22 protein-coding genes are annotated in these 23,840 nt (G+C 67.8%); 12 read left to right on the top strand and 10 right to left on the bottom strand.

The features are described from left to right. Positions 1-127: 127 nt before the first annotated feature. Positions 128-1,198: a quercetin 2,3-dioxygenase gene (locus IDT60_RS08765; protein ID WP_191081617.1), complete on the bottom strand. Its 1,071-nt coding sequence runs from the start codon at positions 1,196-1,198 to the stop codon at positions 128-130. A gap of 240 nt (positions 1,199-1,438) precedes the next feature. On the opposite strand from IDT60_RS08765, the gene IDT60_RS08770 reads away from it, so the two are divergent. The 6 genes from IDT60_RS08770 to IDT60_RS08795 all read left to right on the top strand — a co-directional run bounded on the left by IDT60_RS08770 (position 1,439) and on the right by IDT60_RS08795 (position 6,625). After that, entirely contained in the window at positions 1,439-2,329 is an 891-nt protein-coding gene (locus IDT60_RS08770) for a DUF4397 domain-containing protein (RefSeq protein WP_191081618.1), read from the top strand. A gap of 88 nt (positions 2,330-2,417) precedes the next feature. Further along, the gene (locus tag IDT60_RS08775; protein WP_191081619.1) at positions 2,418-3,119 is read left to right on the top strand and encodes a class F sortase; all 702 of its coding nucleotides are present in this window, start codon (positions 2,418-2,420) and stop codon (positions 3,117-3,119) included. Between the two features lie 49 nt (positions 3,120-3,168). Then, positions 3,169-3,747 carry an RNA polymerase sigma factor gene (locus tag IDT60_RS08780; RefSeq protein ID WP_223883931.1) on the top strand — a complete coding sequence of 193 codons (579 nt, stop codon included), beginning with the start codon at positions 3,169-3,171 and terminating at the stop codon, positions 3,745-3,747. Continuing rightward, positions 3,734-4,567, top strand: coding sequence for an anti-sigma factor (locus tag IDT60_RS08785; RefSeq protein WP_191081620.1), 834 nt, complete (start codon positions 3,734-3,736; stop codon positions 4,565-4,567). Before IDT60_RS08780 ends, IDT60_RS08785 begins: the two co-directional genes overlap by 14 nt. Positions 4,568-4,704: 137 nt before the next feature. Further along, the gene (locus tag IDT60_RS08790) at positions 4,705-5,223 is read left to right on the top strand and encodes a flavin reductase family protein (RefSeq protein WP_191081621.1); all 519 of its coding nucleotides are present in this window, start codon (positions 4,705-4,707) and stop codon (positions 5,221-5,223) included. A 184-nt stretch (positions 5,224-5,407) separates the two neighbouring features. Then, a complete protein-coding gene (locus IDT60_RS08795; protein WP_191081622.1) occupies positions 5,408-6,625 on the top strand; it encodes a serine hydrolase in 1,218 nt (405 codons plus the stop codon). 74 nt (positions 6,626-6,699) lie between these two features. On the opposite strand, the gene IDT60_RS08800 is transcribed toward IDT60_RS08795, so the two are convergent. Next, entirely contained in the window at positions 6,700-7,554 is an 855-nt protein-coding gene (locus IDT60_RS08800) for an HAD-IIB family hydrolase (protein WP_164199991.1), read from the bottom strand. Between the two features lie 183 nt (positions 7,555-7,737). Between IDT60_RS08800 and IDT60_RS08805 the strand changes: the two genes are divergently transcribed. Continuing rightward, positions 7,738-8,043 (top strand): putative quinol monooxygenase, encoded by a 306-nt coding sequence (locus tag IDT60_RS08805; RefSeq protein WP_191081623.1) that lies wholly within the window; start codon positions 7,738-7,740, stop codon positions 8,041-8,043. 13 nt (positions 8,044-8,056) lie between these two features. Here the strand turns inward: IDT60_RS08805 and IDT60_RS08810 are convergent, their stop codons facing one another. The 5 genes from IDT60_RS08810 to IDT60_RS08830 are packed head-to-tail and all read right to left on the bottom strand — an operon-like array spanning position 8,057 to position 15,388. After that, positions 8,057-9,244: a VWA domain-containing protein gene (locus tag IDT60_RS08810; protein WP_191081624.1), complete on the bottom strand. Its 1,188-nt coding sequence runs from the start codon at positions 9,242-9,244 to the stop codon at positions 8,057-8,059. Continuing rightward, positions 9,241-11,532, bottom strand: coding sequence for a DUF5682 family protein (locus tag IDT60_RS08815; protein ID WP_191081625.1), 2,292 nt, complete (start codon positions 11,530-11,532; stop codon positions 9,241-9,243). Before IDT60_RS08815 ends, IDT60_RS08810 begins: the two co-directional genes overlap by 4 nt. 3 nt (positions 11,533-11,535) lie before the next feature. Next, entirely contained in the window at positions 11,536-12,645 is a 1,110-nt protein-coding gene (locus tag IDT60_RS08820; protein ID WP_191081626.1) for an AAA family ATPase, read from the bottom strand. Continuing rightward, positions 12,642-14,093, bottom strand: coding sequence for a DUF5691 domain-containing protein (locus IDT60_RS08825; protein ID WP_191081627.1), 1,452 nt, complete (start codon positions 14,091-14,093; stop codon positions 12,642-12,644). Before IDT60_RS08825 ends, IDT60_RS08820 begins: the two co-directional genes overlap by 4 nt. Then, positions 14,090-15,388, bottom strand: a complete 1,299-nt coding sequence (locus IDT60_RS08830) for an SWIM zinc finger family protein (RefSeq protein WP_191081628.1) — start codon at positions 15,386-15,388, stop codon at positions 14,090-14,092. Before IDT60_RS08830 ends, IDT60_RS08825 begins: the two co-directional genes overlap by 4 nt. A 175-nt stretch (positions 15,389-15,563) precedes the next feature. Here IDT60_RS08830 and IDT60_RS08835 point away from each other — a divergent pair, with 175 nt between their 5' ends. Beyond that, positions 15,564-15,893 carry a GYD domain-containing protein gene (locus IDT60_RS08835; RefSeq protein ID WP_191081629.1) on the top strand — a complete coding sequence of 110 codons (330 nt, stop codon included), beginning with the start codon at positions 15,564-15,566 and terminating at the stop codon, positions 15,891-15,893. Between the two features lie 8 nt (positions 15,894-15,901). After that, the gene (locus IDT60_RS08840; RefSeq protein WP_191081630.1) at positions 15,902-16,840 is read left to right on the top strand and encodes a 5'-3' exonuclease; all 939 of its coding nucleotides are present in this window, start codon (positions 15,902-15,904) and stop codon (positions 16,838-16,840) included. Positions 16,841-16,939: 99 nt separating this feature from the next. Here IDT60_RS08840 and IDT60_RS08845 read toward each other — a convergent pair whose 3' ends face one another. Together IDT60_RS08845 and IDT60_RS08850 are read right to left on the bottom strand one after the other, a co-directional pair. Next, positions 16,940-17,224 carry a DUF1540 domain-containing protein gene (locus IDT60_RS08845; RefSeq protein ID WP_191081631.1) on the bottom strand — a complete coding sequence of 95 codons (285 nt, stop codon included), beginning with the start codon at positions 17,222-17,224 and terminating at the stop codon, positions 16,940-16,942. 124 nt (positions 17,225-17,348) lie between these two features. Then, complete coding sequence (locus IDT60_RS08850; RefSeq protein ID WP_191081632.1) at positions 17,349-17,930, bottom strand: hypothetical protein; 582 nt, start codon at positions 17,928-17,930, stop codon at positions 17,349-17,351. A gap of 149 nt (positions 17,931-18,079) precedes the next feature. Here IDT60_RS08850 and IDT60_RS08855 point away from each other — a divergent pair, with 149 nt between their 5' ends. The 3 genes from IDT60_RS08855 (at position 18,080) to IDT60_RS08865 (ending at position 23,471) form a co-directional block, all read left to right on the top strand. Next, the gene (locus IDT60_RS08855) at positions 18,080-20,236 is read left to right on the top strand and encodes an elongation factor G-like protein EF-G2 (protein WP_191081633.1); all 2,157 of its coding nucleotides are present in this window, start codon (positions 18,080-18,082) and stop codon (positions 20,234-20,236) included. 10 nt (positions 20,237-20,246) lie between these two features. Further along, the gene (locus tag IDT60_RS08860) at positions 20,247-21,503 is read left to right on the top strand and encodes an MFS transporter (RefSeq protein WP_164199975.1); all 1,257 of its coding nucleotides are present in this window, start codon (positions 20,247-20,249) and stop codon (positions 21,501-21,503) included. A gap of 99 nt (positions 21,504-21,602) precedes the next feature. Further along, complete coding sequence (locus tag IDT60_RS08865) at positions 21,603-23,471, top strand: gamma-glutamyltransferase family protein (RefSeq protein ID WP_191081634.1); 1,869 nt, start codon at positions 21,603-21,605, stop codon at positions 23,469-23,471. A gap of 24 nt (positions 23,472-23,495) precedes the next feature. On the opposite strand, the gene IDT60_RS08870 is transcribed toward IDT60_RS08865, so the two are convergent. Next, positions 23,496-23,756 (bottom strand): hypothetical protein, encoded by a 261-nt coding sequence (locus IDT60_RS08870; RefSeq protein ID WP_164199971.1) that lies wholly within the window; start codon positions 23,754-23,756, stop codon positions 23,496-23,498. Positions 23,757-23,840: the final 84 nt, after the last annotated feature.

Here is a 23,840-nt window from a genome sequence, read left to right on the forward strand (position 1 = left end):
CCAGAAAATGGCCCGGACTTCCTTTCGGAGGTCCGGGCCATTGGTTTGTGGAGCAACGGCATCGACTGCTCTACAGGTGTCGTTTTGGAGGGTCAAAACGACACCTACTCAGCAGCCGATGGTTACGCTAGGAGATGTCCAGCGCAGTCCGCCGCTGCGGGGGAGGACCCACCACGGTCAGATCCATCTCCGCCTGTGCCCGGCCAAAACCCTCCATGTCCATGTAGGGTGCGCCGCCTTCGGTATACATGTAATCCCCGGTGGGTTTGTTGAAGTACTCGAAGAAGCCGTTGAAGACCGATGGCGTCAGGAAGCCCACCATCTGCGTGTTGTGGGAATCGAAGGCGAACGAATGGACGGTGCCGGCAGGGGCGTGGACGAAGTCGCCCTTGGTCAGCAGCATCTCCCTGCCGTTGGCGTAAAGCCACATCCGCCCTTCCGTGCACAGGAAGTTCTCCGTGTGCTCGGAGTGGAAGTGCAGCGGGATATACGGGGACTTAGCGCCCTTCGTGTGGACCGCGAAATAGTTGGACCCCGTGTTCGCCGGGCGCGAGAGGTAGGTGAACATGGTCTGGTAGCTGGCCAGGCGCTCGCCCTCGTGAGCGCTGAGGAAGTAGGGGCTCTGCGTGGGCGGCAGGCCGGCGTCGTGCTTGAACGTGGGCGTGACCCGCTCGACGTCCGGGAACGTGATACCGAACTCGGCGCCCACCTCGGCCTGTTCCTGGAGGCCGGCCTTACGGCCGGCCCGCACGGGCGGAACGTGGGAATCGATCGGGGTGCCCACGCGCTCGTAGTAGGCCTCGGCGCCGCCGGGTGTCATCCAGTTCAGGAAGCGGGTGTAGTGGCTCGCCATCCGGTACGCGTGAGGCGTACCCGGCGGGATGACCACCGAGTCGCCGGGGGTGAGGATACGGCTCTCGCCAGGAAGCCACACATGCAGGATGCCGTCGAAAACGTAGAGGGTCTTGTGCTCCACTGTGTGGCTGACAAAGGGCGTTTCCGCGCCCATGCCGCCGGAGATGTAGGCGGCACTGAAGATCCCGCCGGTGTCCGCGGCGCGGGCTATCACGGTCACCAATTGCCCGTTGATCTCGTAGCGGGCGCCTTCCCCCGAGGCCATGTAGTACGGCACTGCCTCGCCCGGCAAGGCATTGGACACCGGCAACTGCTGGTTCATTTCCTCAACGCTGAGGGACATCGGTTCCTTCTTTCCTGTATCGCCCAGTATGGGGTCTGGAAAAGCATCTCCGATCCTGGCGCCAGAATGGAGCCGGGATTTCATTGGATGAAAGCGTTCTCACCAGGCATCGCCTTTGACGGGCTACGCCGAAAAACTCCTCGAAGAATTTCTGTGCATATGCATCCAAATCCTGCACTGCGCCGGTAGTAGGGGTGTAAGCAAAAATGCCCGCGGGGCGGGCCGATGAAGGAGAAGGACATGCGCAGGAGCATTTTCACAGCAGGAGCAGGCGCAGCGGCAATTGCGGCAGCAATCGCTTTCGCCGGCCCGGCCCAGGCCGCCGAGGGGGACGCCCAGCTTTCCGTGCTGCACGGCGTGCCCGGGTTAACGGTGGATGTCTGGGTCAACGGTGACCGCACGCTCGATGATTTCACTCCGGGTTCGCTGGCAGGCCCACTGGCGCTGCCGCCGGGTGCCTATGAACTCGCCATCACCGCGTCGGATGCCGCTGATGCTTCGGCCCCGGCCATCGGGCCCGTGACCGTGAACCTGGCCGCGAACGGGAACTACACCGCCGTTGCCAACCTCGATGCGGCAGGCAAACCCACTGCCAACCTGTTCACCAATGACGTGTCCCGGATCGAGGCGGGCAAGGGCAAGCTGACTGTCCGGCACACCGCCGCGGCTCCCGCCGTGGACGTGCTCGCCGGAGGCGCGGCCGTGGTGTCCAACCTGGCCAACCCCAGCGAACAGACCCTGACCCTTGATCCGGGAACCATCTCGGCTGCCGTGGCTGCAACCGGCACCACCACCCCGGTGATCGGCCCGGCTGATGTGACGGTCGCCGAGGGCACGCATACCGTCGTCTACGCCTGGGGCAGCCTGGCGGACAACAACCTCCAGTTGGCTGTGCAGACCATCGAAGGCCTGCACTCGGCACCAGGTTCTGTCCCGGGGGCCCGTGACGGCTCAGCGGATAGCGGACTTGCCGCCACTGGCATCGACGGCGGTGTATCGGCCGGATCGGTGGTGGTGACCGTCGGATTTGCTGCCCTGGCCCTGGTCCTGCTCTTTGGCGGCATCGGCATGATGCGCACCATCGCCGCCCTTCGGGCAGGGGAACCCCTGGAGCCCGGCCGTCGGGCGTGAAACGCAGGTAGCCCGGCCACCGGTGCAGCCGGCGGCCGGGCACCTTTTCATTTGCAAGGTGCAGTCACATTCGCGGAAGGGGCGGGTCATGACACCACGCACGACGACGGCAGGCGGGTCCCGCCGTCGCACACCCGTTCCGTGGCGGGCCGGCCTCGCCGCAGCCGCTGCGGCGCTGCTCCTGACAGCGTGCGGCCCTGCCGGTCCGCCCGCGCAGGTGGCACCGTCCGCCGCGGCCGCCGGCCCTGCTACCGCCGCCGCAGCCACCCCTGCGGAAACCCGGGCGCCGGCCACTCAAGCCGCCATCCCGGTACGGCCGGCCACGCCGCCGGCACCCGCAGCGGCCGTTCCCGTCCCCACGTCCCTGACCGTGGCGGGAACATCCATCAACATGACGGTGATCCCGGTGGGCGTGGCAGCGGCCACGGCAATGGAACTACCGGAGGCTTTCGACCAGGCCGGCTGGTACCGGTTCGGCCCGGCCCCGGGAGCGGCAGCCGGGACAGCGGTCATCGCCGGGCACATCGACACCACGTCTGACAGGGCACCGTTGTCGCAGTTGAAGACGTTGGCGGCAGGGACTGTCATCGAGGTGGGGCGGCAGGATGCATCGTCCCTGACCTATCGGGTGGTTTCCGTGGACCTGATGTCGAAGGACAGCTTTGACGGTGATTCCCTCTTCCGACGCGCCGGTCCGCATGAACTGAAAGTGGTGACCTGCGGAGGAAGATGGCTGGACGAACGAATGGACTACAGCGACAATGTGATTGTCACCGCGGTCCTTGAGTGAACGGCGACCAGCCGTGATTCTCGCCACCGATGCCGGGAAGGAGTCAAGCTTGGCACTTCCTGACCCTTCGCCTTCCGGGTGGGATGACGGGCTGACCTCCTCCTTCGTCGCTGGCGACGAGCGTGCCCTGGCAGCGGCCTACCGTGAGTTTGCTCCGCTGGTGCACACGCTGGCCCTGCGCTCCCTGCGGGACCGTTCAACGGCCGACGACGTCACCCAGGAAGTCTTCATCAGGGTCTGGCGGTCCCGGAGTACCTTCAACCCCCAGATGGCACGGCTTCCCGCCTGGATCGTGGGCATCACCCGGAACGCCATTTCGGACGCTCAATCGGCCTCGACGCGGGAGTTCCGCAAGGTCCTGGCAGTGGCCGGGGTCCAGGGACCGGCCGAGGCAGACCCGGGGCTGGAAACAGCCGAGGTTCTGGCGGACAGGCTGCTCCTGGACGGAGAACTGGACAGGCTCGGCGAACCCCAAGGCTCCATTATGAAGCTCGCCTTCTTCGAAGACCTGACGCATGAGCAGATCTCCCGGAAACTTGAACTTCCGCTTGGTACCGTCAAGAGCCATATCCGCCGCAGCTTGTCGCACTTGAGAAACAGATTGGAGGTAGACCATGCCGCATCTTGATCCGGACCGGTTGAGCCTCCTCGCGCTGTACGACGACTGGCTCGATGAGGACGGCAGGGAACACCTGGGCAGCTGCAGTGTCTGCTCGGAAGATTACGCGGCACTGCGCCGCGCAGTGTCCGCCGTGAAGACTACGCCGGACGCCAGCTCCCTTGAAGCGCCCGGCCCGCACGTGTGGGCCGGCATCCACCGGGAACTTGGCCTCTCCACGGCAGTGCAGGAAGACCCGCTGGCCACCGTGCGGGATGCTCCAGGGACGAGGCCACAACCGGGAGCCGGGCCACAACCGCAACCAGCGCAGCAACCGGGAGCCGCGCAGGAGCCTGGCGTTGCGCCGGTGCACGAAAGAGCGCCGGATCAGCCTGTTTCCCTTGATGCCAGGCGCCGGACGGCCGCCTGGTGGCAGCGTCCCGGCACCTGGCTGGCCGCCGCCGCAGCGGCAACGGTGCTCGTGGCGGGAGCAACCGTGTGGAGCCTGAACCAGTCCACCACACCGCTGGCCCAGGCCGAACTGACACCGCTGGCCCAGCACTCTGCCACCGGCTCCGCGAAGGTGGTCGAGGCAGCGGACGGCTCCCGCACGCTGGAAGTGAAGCTGAGCAAGGACGAAGCGCAGGGTTACCAGGAAGTCTGGCTGATCGCCCCGGACCTCTCACGGCTGGTCAGCTTGGGCGTGATGAATTCGGATTCGGGCACCTTCGCGGTGCCCGCCGGGCTGGAACTTACCGACTTCCCCATCGTGGACGTCTCGGACGAGCCCGTGGACGGCAATCCGGCGCACTCAAGCGTCAGCATCGTCAGGGGCACGCTCAATACCTGAAATGCCCGGCCGCATCGTTACTCCATGCTTCGGAGCGTGAAGCCGCGTTGCCTTGCGCGTCGGCGCATTTCACCTGCGTTTGTAAGGGATTGAGGGCGGGTGGTTGGTTTGGTGCACCGGCCTTTGAAAGGAAGAACATGACGGAAGATTTTGACCTCACCCCGCAGCACCTGCGCCACGTCCTGGGCCACTTTGCCTCCGGCCTGACTGTGATCACGGCAGCAACGGACAACGGTCCGGCGGGCTTCACGTGCCAGTCCTTCTCCTCCCTCTCCCTTGATCCGGCCCTGGTCACCTTCAGCCCCGCCCGCAGCTCGAGCACGTGGCCGCAGCTCCGCCGGGCCGGACGCTTCACGGTGAACATCCTGCCCGCCGGGCACCAGCATCTGGCCGCCCGGTTTGCCCGTTCCGGAACCGACAAGTTTGCCGGCGTCGATTACTGCTCCTCGCCGCTGGGCAACCCGGTGCTGGACCAGGCGCTTGCCTGGGTGGACTGCGAGCTTCATGAGGAGTACGACGGCGGCGACCACACCATCGTGGTGGGCGCGGTCCGCTCCCTTGGCGCCCGGGAGGACGCCGAGCCGCTGCTGTTCTTCAAGGGCGGTTACTTCGAAGGTGTGCCGTCTCCCGCCACATTGCTGGAAACCGTCGCCTGAGAATGCCCGGGCCAGGCTCGCCCAGGCACCGGCCGCCTGGGCGCCGGTATTGACTCGTTCGGAAGCGGTGGGAGCATAAAAGTGTCGGAACAGCCCGCTCCACGGCGGGCCGGGAACCGGCAGGCAGAAGGTTTGTCCGATGTCAGGGTGCGGTGCGCGCGGATCGCCGGCCCGCGTAGCAGTAATGACCGTCGCGGCTGCAATCAGCATGGCGCTGGGTAGCTGCACCTACGAAACGGAGCACGACTTCCGGGAGCCCGCCGCACCCGCGTCGGCGCCCCCGGCAGCAGCCGTGCCTTCTGACCGCCCCCGGATTTATCCGGACCGTGGCGTTGAGCCGAAGGCCCGGCTTGAACATGCCAGCAGGGAGCTGATCGATGCCGGAGCCTCTGCGGTCCTGCTCGAACTGCGAGTAGGGGCTGACGAGCCTTGGACCCACGCCGCGGGCGTCCGCAAAGCCGGCGGAGACGCTGCCCTGGCAACGGATCCCATCCACGCCGGTGACATGACCGAATCCTTCGTTGCCGTCTCCGTGCTCAAGCTCGCGGACGAAGGCGGGCTGTCCCTCGACGAACCCGCTGGCACGTACCTGCCGGAGCTGCACAGCCTGTTCCCCGGGCAGGAGCTCCCTGCCGTGCGTGATCTGCTCCGCCACACCTCCGACATACCCGACTACTACAGCGGCCTGCTGAATTCACCCGCACGGGAGCGGGCACTTACTCAACGAATGGGCGCTGTGGACAGACTTGCGTTGGCCGCAACGCTTCCTTGGAAGCCCTTACCCTCCCAGTGGTACGAGCACTCGAACAGCAACTACGTCGCCCTGGGCCTGATCGTTGAGCGTCTCCGCGGGAAGCCTCTCGCCGAGGTCCTGAAAGCAGATGTCACGCAGCCCTTGAGCCTCAGCAGCACCCGGCTGACGGACGATGGCCCCGTCCCTGAGGACATGGTTCATGGCTATACACGCCTCGACGCCGGCCCCGCCGACACAACCTATGCTGCCCTGCACATCGGGGCCGCGGATACCGGCCTCATCTCAACGGTGGGTGACCTCAACGCGTTCCTCGGTGCACTCCTGGCGGGCCGGCTGATTAACCGGAACCTGGTGGCGGAAATGCAGGGGCCCGTCCACGCAAAGTTCGGGCTTGGGCTCTACAAGTGGAACGATCGCTGCACCAATGGCTTCTACGTCGGCTACGTCGGCGACATCCCGGGGTACGGGACCGTGGCCATGGCCAGCGCCGACGGGCGCCGGCGGATCGCCCTGGCGGTGGCCTATGCGCCGTCGGCGTTGATTTCCGGCACCAATGCGCTGGACGGCTACCTGACCGGCATCGCGGAAGCTGCCCTCAACGCCAGCTGTCGCTTCGGCAGCGGCGTCTCCTTCGGGGACAACCAGTAACGCGGACCGGCCAGGCGGTGAGGCTCTCAGGAGACCCGGGTGCGGTCTTCGGCCGGCAGCCCTGCCGCCTTCCCTTAGATGAGGCCCAGTTCGGTGAACGCGTCAACCAGTCCTTCGCGGTGCGGGGGCGCGGCCGTGCGGTCGGCCAAGGCAAGGAGTTCCGGGGAGGAGCCCTCGATTGCAATGCCCACACCCGCGAACGCAATCATTTCGAGGTCGTTCTGGCCGTCACCGACCGCAACAGTGTTTTCGCGTTCGATGCCGAAGTGGGCAATCACGGCAGCAACGCCGTCGGCCTTGCTGATACCGCGCTGGTACAGCTCGCCCGCATGGCGCCCCTCATTGGCGATTGAATTCGCGACGACCGCGATGTCCGGACCGATTTCCCGGGCGATGCGCTCCATGGGCACGGGAGCCTCGAAGACCGAGACTTTGGCGAACGCGGCCGCTGCGCGGTCGGGCGTGACGCGCACGGATCCCAGGATTGCCGAGGAGCCCTTCGGCTGGCCCGCCGGGGCACGACGGAAATGTTCTTCGATGATGGCGCGAAGCCGTGCCTCAGCCTCCGGGGCCACGTGGAGGGAGTCCTGGGCTTCAAGTACGTAGACGGCATCGTGGGCGTCGAGCGCTGCTACGGTTCGGGCTGCGAGGCCGGCAGGGAACCGGCGGTCCAGCAGCACTTCACCATCAACCTCCACGTAAGCGCCGGCACTTGCCACCAGGCCGTCGAACCCGGCTCCGAGGATGGCCGCCGGCAGCATGGACACCGGACGTCCGGTGCACAGCAGGACTTTGTGTCCCGCCGCCCGCGCCGCACGGACCGCGTGCACATGGCCCTCGGGAACAATTCCGTAGTCCGCGTACGTGCCGTCGACGTCCAGGAAGACGGCCCGGATGGTTGCTGCGGAGGTTCTTGGTGTGGAGCTCATGCTCCGGGATTCTACAGGGGCGGGGGGATAGGCTGCCGTCCCCCTGCTCCGCTACGGCCAGGCTGATGCCTGATGTGGCGCCACCTGAGTGGCGTTCCGGTTGGATGCGTAACCGGCCAGCTACGATGAGGTGGCTGCCGGCCTCGAACCCGGCTGCAAGGCTCGAGAGCAAGGAACGCTGTTATGACACAGACATACTTCGACGTGGTTGTCCGCTACCAGGTGAAGCCTGAAGAAACGGAAACCGTTCTCCGCCTGCTGGGCGAGATGGCCGCAGCCACCCGGACGGAAGAGGCAAATCTTTCGTATGAGTACTTTCAAAGCGTTGAAGACCCCACCCACATCGTGATCCTCGAGCGCTACACCGATGCCGCCGGCTTTGCGGCCCACCGTGAATACGACCATGTCCGCAGCATCGGCGCAGAGCAGATCATCCCGCGCCTGGCACGCCGCACCATCCAGACCTTCGAAGGCACAGCGGAGGCCTGATTCCGGAGAGAAGTCAGGTCGTGTGGGCCGTTGCGATGCCGTGCGAGGCGGCCCAATCGCTGACGTCCCTGCGTTCAATCGCCGCGGCCATCAGCTCGGGAAACAGGTCCGGCGTGCAGGCGAAGGCCGGGACTCCGATGCCCGCGAGCGCAGCGGCGTGGTTGGAGTCAAAGCCGGGGTGGCCGCTGTCACTGAGGGCCAGGAGCGCAATCAGGGTTGCTCCTGATCCGACGATGGCGGCGGCGCGCCGCAGCATCTCTTCGGCGATTCCGCCCTCATAGAGATCACTGATCAGGACCAGGACCGTGTCGGCCGGCTGGGTGATCCGGGCCTGGCAATAGGCGAGCGCCCGGTTGATGTCCGTGCCGCCGCCGAGCTGCACGCCGAAGAGCACATCCACGGGATCCTCCAGGTCCTCGGTCAGGTCAACCACTTCGGTGTCAAAGACCACCAGCCGGGTGCGGACGGACCGAAGTGAGCTGAGGACCGCCCCGAACACACTGGAATACACCACTGATTCAGCCATTGAACCGGACTGGTCGATGCACAGGATGATCTCGCGCTGCACCTCAGTACTGCTCCGGGCGTAGCCGACCAGCCGTTCCGGCACCACGGTGCGGTACCCGGGCTGATAGTTCTTGAGGTTGGCGGCGATGGTCCGGTTCCAGTCGATGTGCCGGTGCCGGGGCCGCCTGGTCCTCGCGGCCCGGTTTAACGCCCCTGAAACGGCCTGAATGGTCCTGGCCCGCAACCTCTCCTCCAGTTCCCTGGTCACCTGCCGGACCACTGTCCTGGCGGTCTCGCGTGACTGCTCGGGGATCACCCGGCCCAATCCGATGAGGGTGCTGACGAGGCTGATATCGGGCTGGACCGTGCGGAGCATCTCCGGTTCAAGCAGCAGGTGCCGCAGGCCGAGCCGGTCCATGGCATCCGCCTGCATCACCTGCACCACGGAGGACGGGAAGTAGCCGCGGATGTCGCCCAGCCACCGGGCGACCCGCGGGCTGGACGCCCCGAGGCCGCCTGGCCCCTTGTTGGGTGCGTCATAGAGCGCCTCCAGCACGCTGTCCCGGCGCGCGTCATCGTCCGAGAGCACAACGCTTTCGCCGCCGTCCCTGGTGATGCCGTCAGCCTCCTGTCCGCCGAGTACCAGGCGCCACCGGCTCAGCCTGTCACTGTCCTCCGGAGGTGTGTCAGTCATGCGATCGCCTCCCATCCCAGGATTCGTGCCATCGTCCGGATGGCCGGGCCGGCCCGGCCCAGGTCCGGTTCGGCGGCGTCCGGCCCCCGCGCAGGCCCCTGGCCCTGGCTAAGCTGTTCGCCGATCTCGCGCCGCTCAGGCCGGCTGAAACCCGAGAACGTCCGGCGCAGCAGCGGCAGGACGTCGTCGAACATGTCCTCCTGGACCCCTGCCACCCAGTCATCGATGATCTGCAGGAGGTGCCGGTCGTGGATCAGCAGCACCGCGTCGCCGGACAGGAAGCCGTCCAGCCAGGCTGCGGCCTCGGGTGCCGGGGTGGCAATAGACAGCCGCCGGCTCAGGCGGGCAGCCACCTCATCGCGTTCAACCAGCCCGGCATCCAGCAGGAGACGTGTGGCGCGGCCGGCGACGGACCCGTGGATCCGGTCCGAACCGGCGACGGCGGCCAGGGCCCGGTGCCAATCGTCCAGTGGCAGGTCCGGCAACAAGGACAGACCGTGTTGCGCCGAATCCATGGCCCGCCGCATGGCCTCTGCCGCGGCGTTGTCCAGCCCGGCACAGGCGACAGGCAGTCCCACGCATGCCCGCACTACTGTCGCATCGAGGATCGTGTGCACACCTGTGACATCCACGCCGCGGACATTCCCGTACCTGCAGGTCCGGGCGAGCGGAGCAATGGTTTCCAGCAGCGGGGCAACATCCTGCTGCACTGCCGTGCGCTCGGCGAGCACCGACACCACAGAGCCGATGCCGTCCGGCAGGTCTGCCAGCAGGCAGCCTTCGAGGAGCTCGCTGAGGCCGGCCAGGCTGCCGGAACCCTCGGCGCGTTCGGCCACGCATGCTGCGGCTGCCGCGGCGATCGTGGTCCCGTAGCGGCCGGCTTCCACCACCGCGACGGCCAGCTCCGGCTGCCAGCGGAGGGTCCAGGCCTCCTTGAACGTCCCCGTGGTGCGTCCGGTGTCGGCGGGGGTTCCCCAGTCCACGCCCAGAAGGGTCAGCCGGTGCAGGAGCACTGACCGGGCAAGCTGGGCCGGCTTGCGGAGGTCGATCGCCACGACCTCTTCCATCGCCTTGGGCTGCAGGCGCAGCCGGCGCTGGGTGGCCGCCAGGTCGGCGGCGAGCGGTACGGTGGGCGCGGACTCCGGCACGCTTCCCAGCCCGGGCCCGATGGTGAGTTCGCGGCGCACCAGAGCCAGGGGAAGCGGGGAGCCGTCGCAGAGAACCGCCTGGGCGGCGTCGTCCAGTTCGACCAGGCCGGGGCTGGGCCGGCCGCGGACGGCGGCCAGGGTGGCAGCAAGCCGGCTCGCCTCAACTACCGAAGCGGTTGAGGCGTCGAGGTTTTCCTGGCGGAGTGTGCGGGCGACGCGCACCAGCCACGTTGTGGCCACGTCAGCCGCGGGGTCCTGTGCAGTCCAGTGGGCGAACAGATGCTGGTACCAGCCGGGCGCCGTGACTCCTGCCCCGTAGCCGGTTGCCAGGCGAAGCCGGTCCGATGTCCACGGCACCCACGTGACCGCCACCTTGGTCTTGGGCAATCCCGCCAGAAGCTTGTTATCCGCCGTCGCCGCGGGGAAGTTTGCAGGCACCAGGGCAGGGGCGTGATAGGCCCCGCACACTACAGCGATCCGTGCGTGCCCCTCGCGCATGGCGGCCCTCAGGAGCCGACGCATCGCTGCTTCACGGCGGGTGTTCTCGACGACGTCGGGGTGTCCGGCGGGACGGCCGTCCACGGCGCGGATCTCCGCGATGGCGTCGGTGATGGCCGCGAACCTGTCGATGGGATCGGAGGTTCGGTGCTCGACGGCGTCCTCCCACCAGCGCTCGGCGTCGCTGTACCCGGCGGCCCGGGCCAGCATGGAGACCGCATCGGGACGGTAGGGCTGTTGCGCCGGCGACGGCTGAGCATCCCCGGCGTCGATGTCAGTTTCGTTGTCGGCGTCGTCGTCGGTCCCAACCCGGGCCGCGTGCAGCGCGAAGCTGTGCGCCGCGGGCAGGTCGATGGCCCGTACCGGAATCCCCACTGAGTGGGCCCACCTGAACGCCACCCACTCCGGCGAGAACTCCGCCAGCGGGTAGAACGTGGCCAGGCGCGGCTGGTCAGCGGCGTAGATCAGCGCCGCCACCGGCGGGATCATCCCGGAATCGGCGACCAGCGGGATGACGGGATCGAGCTCCGGCGGTCCCTCCACCAGCACCAGGTCGGGCCGGATGGTGGCCAGAGCCTCCGCTACCGAACGGGCCGAACCCGGCCCGTGGTGCCGGATCCCCAGGACATGGACGTCTGTCATGGATCAGTTTGTGCTTTCGAGGTCGCGGCAGGCCCGGTAGAGGTACTTCCATTCCGGCCGGTTCCGGACAACGGTCTCCAGGTACTCCTGCCAGATCACCCGGTCCTGGACCGGGTCCTTCACCACAGCCCCGACCAGGCTGGCCGCCACATCCTGGGCGCGGACGCTGCCGTCGCCGAAGTGGGCCGCCAGCGACAGGCCGTTTGTCATCACCGAAATCGCCTCGGCGGTGGAGAGGGTGGCGGACGGGGACTTGAGCGTGGTGCGCTGGTCCTGGGTGAGGCCGGCGCGGAGTTCCCGCATCACCGTGACCACGCGCCGGATCTCCGAAAGAGCCGCAAGGTCCGCCGGAAGTTCGAGGGCCGCGCCGAGGCTGCGCACGCGGGTGGTGACGATTTCCACTTCCTGGTCGAGGCTGTCGGGCAGCGGCAGGACCACCGTGTTGAACCGGCGGCGCAACGCCGAGGACAGGTCGTTGACGCCCTTGTCGCGGTTGTTGGCGGTGGCGATGACATTGAATCCTTTGCGTGCCTGCACTTCAGCGTTGAGCTCGGGGATCGGCAGTGTCTTTTCGCTCATGATCGTGATGAGGGAATCCTGCACATCCGAGGGGATCCGGGTGAGCTCCTCCACCCGGACCAGGCTGCCGGTTTCCATGGCCCGCATCACCGGTCCTGCCACCAGGGCCGCGCGGGAGGGGCCATCGGCGAGCAGCCGGGCGTAGTTCCAGCCGTACCTCAGCGCCTCTTCGGGGGTGCCGGCCGTGCCCTGCACCACCAGGGTGGACGTGCCGGAAATGGCCGCGGCCAGGTGCTCACCGAGCCAGGTCTTGGCCGTGCCCGGCACGCCGAGGAGCAGCAGGCCCCGGTCGGTTGCCAGTGACGCCACAGCAATTTCAACCAGCCGGGCCGATCCCAGATACTTCGGGCTGACCACCGTGCCGTCGGAGAGGGTGCCGCCGAGGATGTACGTGGCCACCGCCCACGGGGACAGCTGCCAGCTGGGCGGCCGGGGCCGGTCGTCGGCGGCGGCGAGGGCCAGCAGTTCATCGGCGTAGGCGGTTTCCGCGTGGGCGCGCAGAATGTCCGGGGCGGTGGTCTGGGCTTCGGTCATCGGAAGGCCTCCGTCAGGGATTGTCGGAATGATTGGTACTGCACAACGTCCCGGAACACCCGGCGCCGGACGGCGTCGTCGTCGGAACGCTGAAGAAGGCGGTGGCACTGCTCTGCCGCATCGGGGGGCAGTGCCAGCGGCAGGAACGGAGCCACCAGTTCCGCCAGGTAGCCGCCGTCCTTGGCGGCGAGCAGTCCGACGACGGCGGTGCCCAACGGCAGTCCCCATGGCCGCGGCATGTCGCGCAGCAGTCCGGCCAGCGCCACTGGCTGCAGCGTGCCGCCATTGACGTGACGGAGGAGTGCGGGTTCCTGTTCGGCGGCCGGCAAGCAGGCCAGCAGGCGCGCATCAGCGCGAAGATCGAGCAGGGCGCGGGCCCATTCCGCGTCCGAGCGGTGGGCCGCGGCGGTGAAGATGGCTTCTACCACGCGGGGTTCCCGCTCCAGCATCGCCAGCGTCGCCGCCGGGTTCCGCCCGGTGACGGCCGTCCACACGTCCAGCGGCGCGCCGCGGATGATGGTGTCCAGCCGACCCAGCCTGTCGGGTTCACCGGTGCGCGGTGACGGGGCGATCCCATCGCGCACGGCTGCGGGGTCCGGGTCCATAGGCAGGTCGATGTCGAACTGCCTGCGCAGCAGGCCCTTCACCTGGAGGAGCGGCGCAAGCCGGGCGGCCATCCGCCGGGCCCTGGCGCTGGCGGGGAGCCGGTCAAGCAGCGCGGCGGCGGCGTCGCGGACAATCTTGGCCTTGTCGTCCAGTGCACGTTCCAGCAGGTCTTCGTCATCCGGGCCGAGGTTGGTGGCCAGAACACCCAGTTCGGCGGCGCGCTCCCGGGCGCTGAACCCGTTCCAGTCTTCCTGGAGCCGGTCGCGGGCGGCGGCAGGGTCGCTGCACCGGAGCCGCTCACGTTCCGTCGCAGCGTCAGCCGCCTTGTGCCCGGCCACGGCGGACGCGGTCCCGGAAAAGGTATCGGACGCCGTGGAGCCCAGGTCCAGCAGCCAGCGGCCCCGGACGCCGATGGCAGGAAGCAGCTGCTCAGCCACCGCCGGCCGTGCGTCGGCCAGGGCCAGCACGGCCGGGAGCAAGCGGTGCGGAACGCAGAGCCCGGCTTGGGCCGCGGACTGCAGCCAGTCAATGACAAGGCGCATCCGCAGCTCCTGGCCAACCGGCGGCTGGCTGAGGAGCAGGTCCAGCAGGCGGGCTGCCTCTCCAGTGGCCTGCGGCGCATTGTCCACCGGCGCCGGGTCAGCCATCCTGGCGGCGTCCACATCACTTGGGCGGCGGGCCGCGCGGGTGATGACGTCCGCAAAAGCTGCCTGGTCGAGCAGCAGTTCCTCGGGTGGCACGTCGCCGGGAGGGAGGCATCCCAGTCCGGACGCCGGCGGCGGCGCGGCATGCCGCCCCGTGCCGATAAGGGCCGCACTGCGAAGTTCGGCCAGCCAGGTCATGGCGTCACCACCGTTCCATTGACGACGACGGACAGGGGCCGGACGCGTCCGTCCTCCAGTTCTCCAAACACCTGGACTGGGTGGCCGCCGGTCAGGGCAAGCAGCGGGACCGTGGGTGCGTCAAGCATGGGCAGGGCATCCCCGGCACTGTCCCGCAGCCAGCCGGGATTGCCAGGGCAGACGCGGACGCCGGCCAGCAGCGCCGGGTGACTCTGACGCCACGGGGACAGCGCGACGGCGGCCGCTTCCATTTCCAGCACGTCGGCGATGCTGCTGCCCTTACCCAGGCTGTCGGCCAGTCCGCGCGGGGTGATGGGACCGGTGAACATCGCCCGCCGCGGTGCCGTACCGGGGTAGCGGGCTACTATCACGTCCAGCACGGCGCCGGCCAGCTGCGGCGTTGCGAGCGCTTCACCCCGGGCGGCGAAGTCGAGCACCACCACCACGGTGCCATCGGGCCCGCGAAGCCACGTGCGCTGTTGCTGCAGCCGTCCGTCGTCACCGCGGTGGGCGCCGAGCACCAGCCACGGGCCGGGCAGGGCCTCCGCCGCCTGGACGTCGGCGGACGGCGTCGCCCAGCCCACTGCCGCACGCAGGTCCGCGAACTCTTCGGCAGTCAGTCCGTCCCGTCTGCCCCAGGCCTTGGTCACGGCCCACCAGCGGCCGGTACGGAAGAGCAGGTGATCGGCCCAGTCGGGGCGGGCATGGACGTCCGATCCCATGGTCCGCACCTGCTCGGCCAGGCCCGGCAGCTGGGCGTCGACCAGGCGTCCCGCCACCCCGTCCCACCAGGAATACGGCTGGTTGCGGGCGGCGGCCAGGCCGGTCCGCACCAGGTCCGTGAGCCACCGGGCGAAGTCGGCCATGCCGGCGTCCATCAGTGACAGTCTGTCGGCCAGCCGCCTGGCCTGGGCGGCCGGATCCGTCGGCGGACCCTCGTGGCGCCGCTCCCTGGTGGCGGCCCGATCTGCCCGCTGACTTGCCCACTCCTCGGCGAAAGCGGCCGTCTCCGCGCCGCCGTCGGCCAATTCTCCCCGCGCCCACAGCAGGAGCAGGGCTAAGGCATGCTTGCACGGGAACTTGCGGCTCGGGCACGAGCAGCGGTAGGCCGGGGCGGCAACGTCCACGCTTACCTGGTAGGGGGTCTTTCCGCTGCCTTGGCATTTTCCCCAGACCAGGGCATCGTTGCTGCCGGTCTCTGACCACGGCCCCGGCAGCGCCAGCTTCCGGGCGGCGGCCAGGGACGAGGGGTCGGGAGCGGCGCCGACCACTTTTTCTTCGCTCCATCGCCCCATGAAGCACATTCTGCCTGACGTCACCGACTCCGCAAACAGGCGCGGCGGTGTGGCGGATTGGCTCACCAGCCCGGGACCCGGCCCAGCCCGCCGGCCGGCAACCGTTGCCGGTGCGGAGCCGGACTGCCATTCTGGGTGGATCCGCAGTCCTGGCAGCGAATGGAAGGATCAGGCCATGCCCCTCTATCTCTCGAAGTTCAGCTACACCCCGGAGACCTGGTCACGGCTGATCAGCAACCCCGAGGACCGGCGGAAAGCGGCGCAGACGTACATCGAATCCGTTGGCGGCAAGCTGCATGGATTCTGGTATGGCTTCGGGGCCCACGATGGCTACAACCTGTGGGAGGCTCCGGACAACGTGTCCATGGCCGCGGTGGCCCTGGCCATCAGCGGCGGCGGCGCGCTGAGCTCCTTCGAAACAACTGTGCTCCTGACGGTCGAGGAAGCGATGGAGGCCATGCGGACGGCCGATCAGATCACGTACCGTCCGCCTGGTGCCAGCTAGGATCAGGTATGCCCCAACGCCTGATGCTGCTTGACACCGCGTCCCTGTACTTTCGCGCGTTCTACGGCCTGCCGGACACCCTCACGCGCGCTGACGGCACGCCGGTGAACGCGGTCCGCGGCCTGCTGGATATGATTGCGCGGCTCGCCACCGACTACGGGGCCACGCATTTGGTTGCTTGCTGGGACGACGACTGGCGTCCGCAGTGGCGGGTGGACCTCATCCCCACCTACAAGACGCATCGGGTGGCGGAGGTGGTGGCTGATGCCCCGGACGTGGAAGTGGTGCCGGACGCCCTCGAGGCGCAGCTTCCCATGATCCGCCGGGTCCTGGAGCTCGCGGGCATCGCGGTGGTGGGGGCTGCCGACCATGAGGCCGACGACGTTGTGGGTACCTACGCCAGCCAGGCTGACCTTCCGGTGGATGTGGTGACCGGTGACCGGGACCTCTTTCAGTTGGTCGACGACGACCGCCAGGCACGGGTCATTTACACCGCGCGCGGCATGCGGAACCTCGAAGTCCTGACCGACGCCGCTGTGGTCGAAAAGTACCGCGTGTTGCCGCAGCAGTATGCGGATTATGCGACCCTTCGCGGCGACGCCTCGGACGGGCTGCCCGGGGTCGCCGGGATCGGCGAGAAGACGGCAGCGGCGCTGCTCGGCGAATACGGCACCCTCGACGGACTGCTCGAAGCAGCATCGGATCCCGGCAGTCGCCTGTCAGCGTCCGTGCGGGCCAAGCTCGCCGCAGCGAGCGACTACCTCAAGGTTGCACCCGTGGTAGTCAACGTGGTTCGTGACCTGGCGTTGCCGACGCTCGAGGAAGCCGGCGCGCAGCTGCACCCGGTGGTGGGAGAATCCCGGGCCGAACTGGAACGGCTCGCCGCCGAATGGAACCTGGGCGGCTCGGTAGCCCGGCTGCTCGCCGCGCTCGACCTGCGTGAGTGACGGATGGCGGCCGCCGGAACAGACCCGAACAGCGCTTTAACGCAAGCAAACGACGGCGGGACACTCCCGGCGTCGTTCGCTTGCCTTGCGTGATGGTCTTTACGTGTGGGAGTAGGTGAGGCAGTCCGCGTTATCGGGGCCCGGGCCCACATGGACTTCCGGTGCCTTACACATGAGGTGGTCGTTGTGGACACATTCCGCGCGCTGGCACGCTCCGACGTCGGCCAGGACCTTGGGCAGTCCGCCATGCATGCCGGTGTCGATGAAGGTGGCGCAGGACGCATGGTCTTCAGCCCCGCCCACCGTGATGGCGGCGGCGTTGCAGTTGGAATGATCGTTGAAGGAACAGTTGGTAACACTGCAGTCAGCGACGTGCGTTGTCATACAAAATCCTCCGTGTTCAGGCCGCCCCGGACGGGCGGCTCCTCTGCCCACGGTAACGCCGTCGTGCCGGATCAAAAAGACCCAATCATGTGACCTAATTCAGGCAGGACAGGGGCGCTGTCCGTCAGTCCGCGGCCGGCAGGAACCGCCCGTTCCGGATCCGTGACGGCCCGCACTCCACGTCCATCGGCGGGATGCTCCACGGCCCGCGCCCGTGGCCCGGCGGCCGGCCCACGGCCACGTGCGGCACCCAGTGGGGGTACCGGAAGCCAAGGGCCGGCGAGCTGAGGATGAAGTCGTCAACGTTGTCCACAAGGAGCCGGTCCAACAGGTCATGCAGTCCCTGCACCAGGGAAACCTGATAGTCCCTAACGTGCTGCGGCACGGTCACTTCCAGCCCGGCGATGCTGCCGCCGCCCAGCACGATCACCCGGTCCGAGGTTCCGGCGAAGCCCGCCAGTTCCGGCAGTGACCGCAGCCACCGTGCCGTGCCTGTGACGGCGTTGCCGGCAGGGGTTGAGCCCTTGGTCCAGTCCTCGATGTCCCGGGCGAAGTCTGCCAGGATGCCCACATGAAGCAGGGTCAGGTGCAGGCCCTGCGGCCGGCGCAAGGACTGCACCAGGCTGCCCAGCGCCTCGAAGTCAGCCGGACCGTGCCCGACCCGGAGGACAGGAACCTCCACCGTAATACGGGGCGGCACGGGCATGCTGACCTCCTCAGGCAGGTGTCTCCGCTGCCATTATCCTCCGGTGCGGAACCGCAGGCACAGGAACACTCTTGCTGTTCAGTCCGCCAGGGTGTCGAATCGAAGGACACGATTCAGCCCGGTGCACGGCACGACGCCAGGAGGTTCCCATGTCAGTGAAAGGCGCGAAGGACGCAGCACGGATACCGGGACGGAGCGGACCCGAGTCGCGGCGGGGAGACGCCGCCGCCGGTTTTGCGGCAGACAGCCCGGACCAGGTGCGCAATGTGGCGCTCATCGGGCATTCGGGGGCGGGGAAGACCCTGCTGATCGAGGCACTGCTCGCCGCCCACGGCATGATTTCCCGCAAGGGTTCCATTGCGGATGGAACCACCGTCAGCGACTCGGACCCGGCCGCCGTCCGGCAGCAGCGCTCGGTGGGGCTGGCCGTGGTGCCGCTGCTCATCAATGGCATCAAGGTGAACGTGCTGGACACGCCCGGCTATCCGGACTTCATCGGCGAATTGCGGGCAGGGCTGCGGGCGGCGGACGCGGCCCTCTTTGTTGTCTCGGCCGTGGACGGCATCGATGCCACCACCACCGGGCTGTGGGGAGAATGCGAGCGGGTGGGGATGCCGCGTGCCGTGGCCATCACCCGCGTTGACCACCCCAGGGCGGATTACGACGGCGTCCTGGCCGCCTGCCAGCAGGCGTTCGGCGAGTCGGTGGTGCCCCTCTACGTCCCGGTCCGCAGCGCCGGCGAGATCACGGGACTGCTCGGGTTGCTGCAGGGGACGGTCTCCGACTATTCAGAAGGGGAGGCCGGCGCGCCGCCGCGGGACGCAGACCCGGGCGAGCTGTCCGGCTCGGAAGCGGCACGGGGCCAGCTGATTGAAGGGATCATCGCCGAAAGCGAGGACGAGACCCTGATGGACCGCTACCTCGGCGGCGAGGACATCGATACGGACGTCCTGGTCACGGACCTGGAAACCGCCGTCGCCCGCGGCTCGTTTTTTCCGGTCCTGCCCACCTCGGCCGTGACCGGCCTGGGCGCTGCCGAGCTGATGGAAGTCCTGACCAGGGCGTTCCCCTCCCCGCTGGAGCACGGACTGCCGGAAGTAACAGACCTGTCCGGCGCCCCGGCCGCAGAACTTGCCTGTGACCCTGCGGGGCCGCTGGCGGCAGAGGTGGTCCGCACGACCGTTGATCCGTTCCTGGGCCGGGTCTGCCTGGTGCGGGTCTTCTCGGGCACGCTGCGTGAGGACACTCCCGTGCATGTTGCCGGCCACGGGCTGGCGGACCGCGGCCACCAGGACCATGACACGGACGAGCGGGTCACGCACCTGTATTCCCCGCTGGGCGCCAACCTCCGGCCGGTGGCGCAGTGCGTCGCCGGCGACATCTGTGCGCTCGCCAAACTGGGAAGCGCCGAGACCGGGGACACCATCTCGTCCAGGGAACAGCCGCTGCTGCTCTCCACCTGGGAGATGCCCGAGCCGCTGATGCCGGTGGCTGTCGAGGCGGACTCACGCAGCGACGAGGATGCCCTGTCCCGAAGCCTGGCCAAGGTTGCTGCGGGAGATCCCACCCTCCGGGTGGAGCGGAACGCCGAAACGCACCAGCTGATCCTCTGGTGCATGGGCGAGGCCCATGCTGATGTGGTGCTGGACAGGCTGCGGGAGCAGGGCGTGAAACTGCACACCCAGGACGTGGTGACGCCGCTGCGGGAAACCTTTGCCGGCCCGGCCACCGGCCACGGCCGGCACGTCAAGCAATCAGGCGGCCACGGGCAGTACGCGGTGTGCGATATCAATGTGGAACCGCTCGCACGCGGCGGCGGATTCGAATTCATCGACAAGACCGTGGGCGGCGTGATTCCGGGAACATTTATCTCCTCCGTGGAAAAGGGGGTCAGGACCCAGATGCAGAAAGGCCTGGCGGCAGGCTTCCCCGTGGTTGACCTGCGCGTGACGCTGGTGGGCGGAAAGGCCCACAGCGTGGACTCGTCCGACGCCGCGTTCCAGGCAGCCGGTGCCCTGGCACTCCGGGAGGCTGCCGCTGCGGGCCGGATCAAGCTGCTTGAGCCCGTGTCCACGGTCAGCATCACCGTCTCGGACGAGCATGTGGGCGCCGTGATGAGTGACTTGTCCGGCCGCCGCGGCCGGCTGACCGGAACCGCCACCGCCGACGGCGAGCTGACCGAAATCAGCGCCGAGGTGCCGGACCAGGAACTGCTGCGCTACGCCGTCGAGCTGCGGGCCCTGACGGCCGGCACGGGGCGGTTCCGCCGCCGCTACCTGCGGCACGAGCCGGTGCCCAGCACCTGAGTGCCGGACCATGAATGCCGCCGCGCGCAAGATCCAGCGTATCTACCTCACCCTGACGCTGGGCAACACGCTCGCGGCCTCGTTCATCTGGGGCATCAATACGCTCTTCCTGCTGGACGCCGGGCTCAGCAACCTCGAAGCCTTCGCGGCCAACGCGTTTTTCACGGCCGGCATGGTGCTGTTCGAAGTGCCCACCGGTGTCATCGCCGATGGCTGGGGCCGCCGGGCGTCGTTCCTGCTGGGCACGGTGACCCTGGCGGCATCGACGTACCTCTACTACCTCCTCTGGCAGCTGTCCGCGCCGTTCTGGGCGTGGGCGGTGGTGTCCGTCCTGCTGGGCCTGGGCTTTACGTTCTTCTCAGGGGCTGTGGAGGCCTGGCTCGTTGACGCCCTGCACTTCTCCGCCTACGAGGGTGAGCTGGAGACGGTCCTGGGGAAGGGCCAGATGGTCTCCGGCGTGGCCATGCTGGCGGGCTCGGCGGCCGGCGGCGTGATCGCCCAGATCACCGACCTCGGCGTGCCGTTCCTGCTGCGCGTTGGCGTGCTGCTGGCGATGTTCGGTGTGGCCTTTCTGCTGATGCATGATGTCGGCTTTACCCCGGAGCGCTCCTCACATCCACTGCAGGCGACCAGGGCAGTGCTGACCGCGTCCATCGACAGCGGACTCAAGAACCCGCCCGTCCGGTACATCATGCTGGCGGCGCCCTTCAGCGCAGGTGTGGGGATCTACGTGTTCTACGCGCTCCAGCCCTTCCTGCTCGAACTTTTCGGGGATCCGCGGGCCTACTCCGTTGCCGGCCTCGCGGCGGCCATTGTGGCCGGAGCCCAGGTGGTGGGCGGGTGGCTGGCACCCACGCTCCGGCGCCTGGTCCGTAAGAGGACAACGGTCCTGGTGGTGACCAGCGGCCTCGGCGGGCTGATCCTGGTGGCGCTGGGCTTCACGCGTCTCTTCTGGGTGGCCCTGCTCCTGCTCACCCTCTGGGCGCTCGTGACGGCGGCAGCCACTCCGGTGCGGCAGGCCTACCTCAACGACATGATTTCCTCGAAACAGCGGGCCACGGTGCTCAGCTTCGATTCCCTGATGGGATCCAGCGGCGGCATCGTGGTGCAGCCGCTGATGGGCCGGACGGCGGACGTCTACGGCTACCCGCTGTCGCTGGCGTTCAGCGGCGTGATCGAGCTGTTCGCGGTGCCGTTCCTGCTGGCAAGCCGCCGCAGGCGCTCGCCGGCCGACACCAGGACTGCTGCCACGGAAACACCGTTGTGAAGCGGTGCGGGGGCAAGTAATCAAGGGTTGAGAGTCGGAATGCGCGGGAGTAACGTGACGCAAACCACACACTTCGCAAAACTCTGACAAGGGAGCATCATGCCTACTTTGCGGCGACAGGTGGCTGCTGTTACGGCAGTTCTGGCTTTGAGTGTCACGGCAGGCGCCGTCGGGGGTCCCGCTTTCGCGGACCAGCGGGAGGACAAAAAAGAGGCTACGGCAACCGGGTACGGCGGAGCTGTGAGCACCGTGGACCTGGACGCTTCGGCAGCGGCTCTCGAGGTCCTGCGCGAAGGCGGCAACGCAGCAGACGCCGCCGTCGCCGCAGCAGCAACCCTGGGCGTGACCGAGGCGTACAGTGCCGGGATTGGCGGTGGCGGCTACTTCGTGTTCTACGATGCCAGGACCGGTGACGTGGAGACCATCGACGGCCGCGAAACTGCACCGGCCGGCATGCCCCCGGACGCGTTCATCAACGCGGCAACCGGGAAACCGTACCCCTTTGCCGAGCTGGTCTCCAGCGGAGTGTCCGTAGGTGTCCCCGGTACGCTCGCCACCTGGGAGCGGGCACTGGAACGGTGGGGCCACCGGGACCTTGAGGACGTCCTCGAACCGGCCATCGAGGTGGCAGAGGAGGGCTTCGTGGTGGACGACACCTTCCGCCAGCAGACCCTCGACAACAAGGCCAGGTTCTCGGCCTACACCTCCACAAGGGACCTCTTCCTGCCGGGCGGCGACGCTCCCGCGGTCGGAAGCGTGTTCCGTAACCCGGACCTCGCCGAAACCTACCGCCTCATCGCCAGGAAGGGCACCGGAGCCTTCTACGGCGGCCAGCTGGCCGAGGACATGGCCGATACGGTTCAGTCGCCGCCGAAGGACCCCGCCTGGGTGCCGCCTGAGACGAATCCGCCCACCAGCATCCCGGCCTTCCCCGGATACCTCACCACGGAGGACCTCGCCGGCTACCGGACGATTGACCAGGAGCCTACGCACGTTGAATACCGCGGCTACGACGTCTACGGCATGGCGCCCTCCAGCAGCGGCGGCACCACGGTGGGCGAAGCGCTGAACATCCTGGAGACATTCAACCTCCAAGAAATGCGCCAGGCTGACGGGACGAATCCCGGCGCCCTGCACCACTACCTTGAGGCGAGTGCCCTCGCCTTTGCCGACCGCGGCAAGTACGTTGGCGACCCCGCATTCGTTGACGTCCCCACCGGGGACCTCACGGACCCGCTTTTCGGCAAGGAACGGTCCTGCGGGATTGATCCGGCTACGGCGGCCGTGAAACCTGTCGCGGCAGGAGACGTGTCAGATTACGACGGCGTCTGCCCGGTTGCGCCGGCAGCGGCAGCCGACGGGACGGACACCGAAAACATCTCCACCACCAACCTGACAGTCGCCGACCAGTGGGGCAACGTGGTGGAGTACACGCTGACCATCGAGCAGACCGGCGGGTCCGGCATTGTGGTTCCGGGCCGCGGGTTCCTGCTCAACAACGAGCTCACGGACTTCTCCTACGACTCCGCCAATCCGGAAGACCCGAACAGGGTGGAGGCCGGCAAACGTCCGCGCTCCTCGATGTCACCCACCATCATCCTCAAGGACGACAAGCCGTTCCTGGCGCTGGGATCCCCGGGCGGATCCACCATCATCACGACGGTCCTGCAGACAATCCTCAACCGCGTGGACCTGGGCATGAGCGTTTCCGAGGCGCTGGCGGCTCCCCGGGCAGCGCAACGGAACACGGCCAATGTCACGGCAGAGCCGGAGTTCATTACGGCTTACGGCAGCCAGCTGGCACCGTACGGGCACAAGCTGGTGCCTGCCGGTGACGCGTTCAGCTCTGCGGCGGAGATCGGCGCGGCCACGGCCATCGAGTTCGGCCGGCACGGGCGCATGACCGCCGCCGCCGAACCGGTCAGGCGGGGTGGAGGTTCTGCGCTTGTGGTCTGGCCGGATCGCTGATGCAGCTCCCGTCCCGGGACGGCGTTATTGCCCCATCCCGGGACGGACAGCAACGAAGTCAATGGCGGTCTGCACCTTTTTCTTCGGGCCACGCGAGAAGCCTTTGGCATCCAACCGGTTCTGCGCCCGGTACTCCGCCAGGGCCTGGTCGTAGATCTCGTTGAGCCTGCGGCCGGCGAAGACTTCCTGGGATCCATCGTTGAAGATGACGGTCACGGGTGTGCTGGCCGGAAAGTGCCTGTTCATGCGGACGAAGCCTTCGGAGTCCTGCTGGAGCTGTATCAAGGGGGTCCCGCTTTCGTGATGGATTGACCTCCAGTCTGACGCATTGGCGCACACCTGCGCGTACCTGCGCTGACTGAGCCAGCT

The organism is Pseudarthrobacter sp. BIM B-2242, from assembly GCF_014764445.1.
Taxonomy (GTDB): Bacteria; Actinomycetota; Actinomycetes; order Actinomycetales; family Micrococcaceae; genus Arthrobacter; species Arthrobacter luteus_A.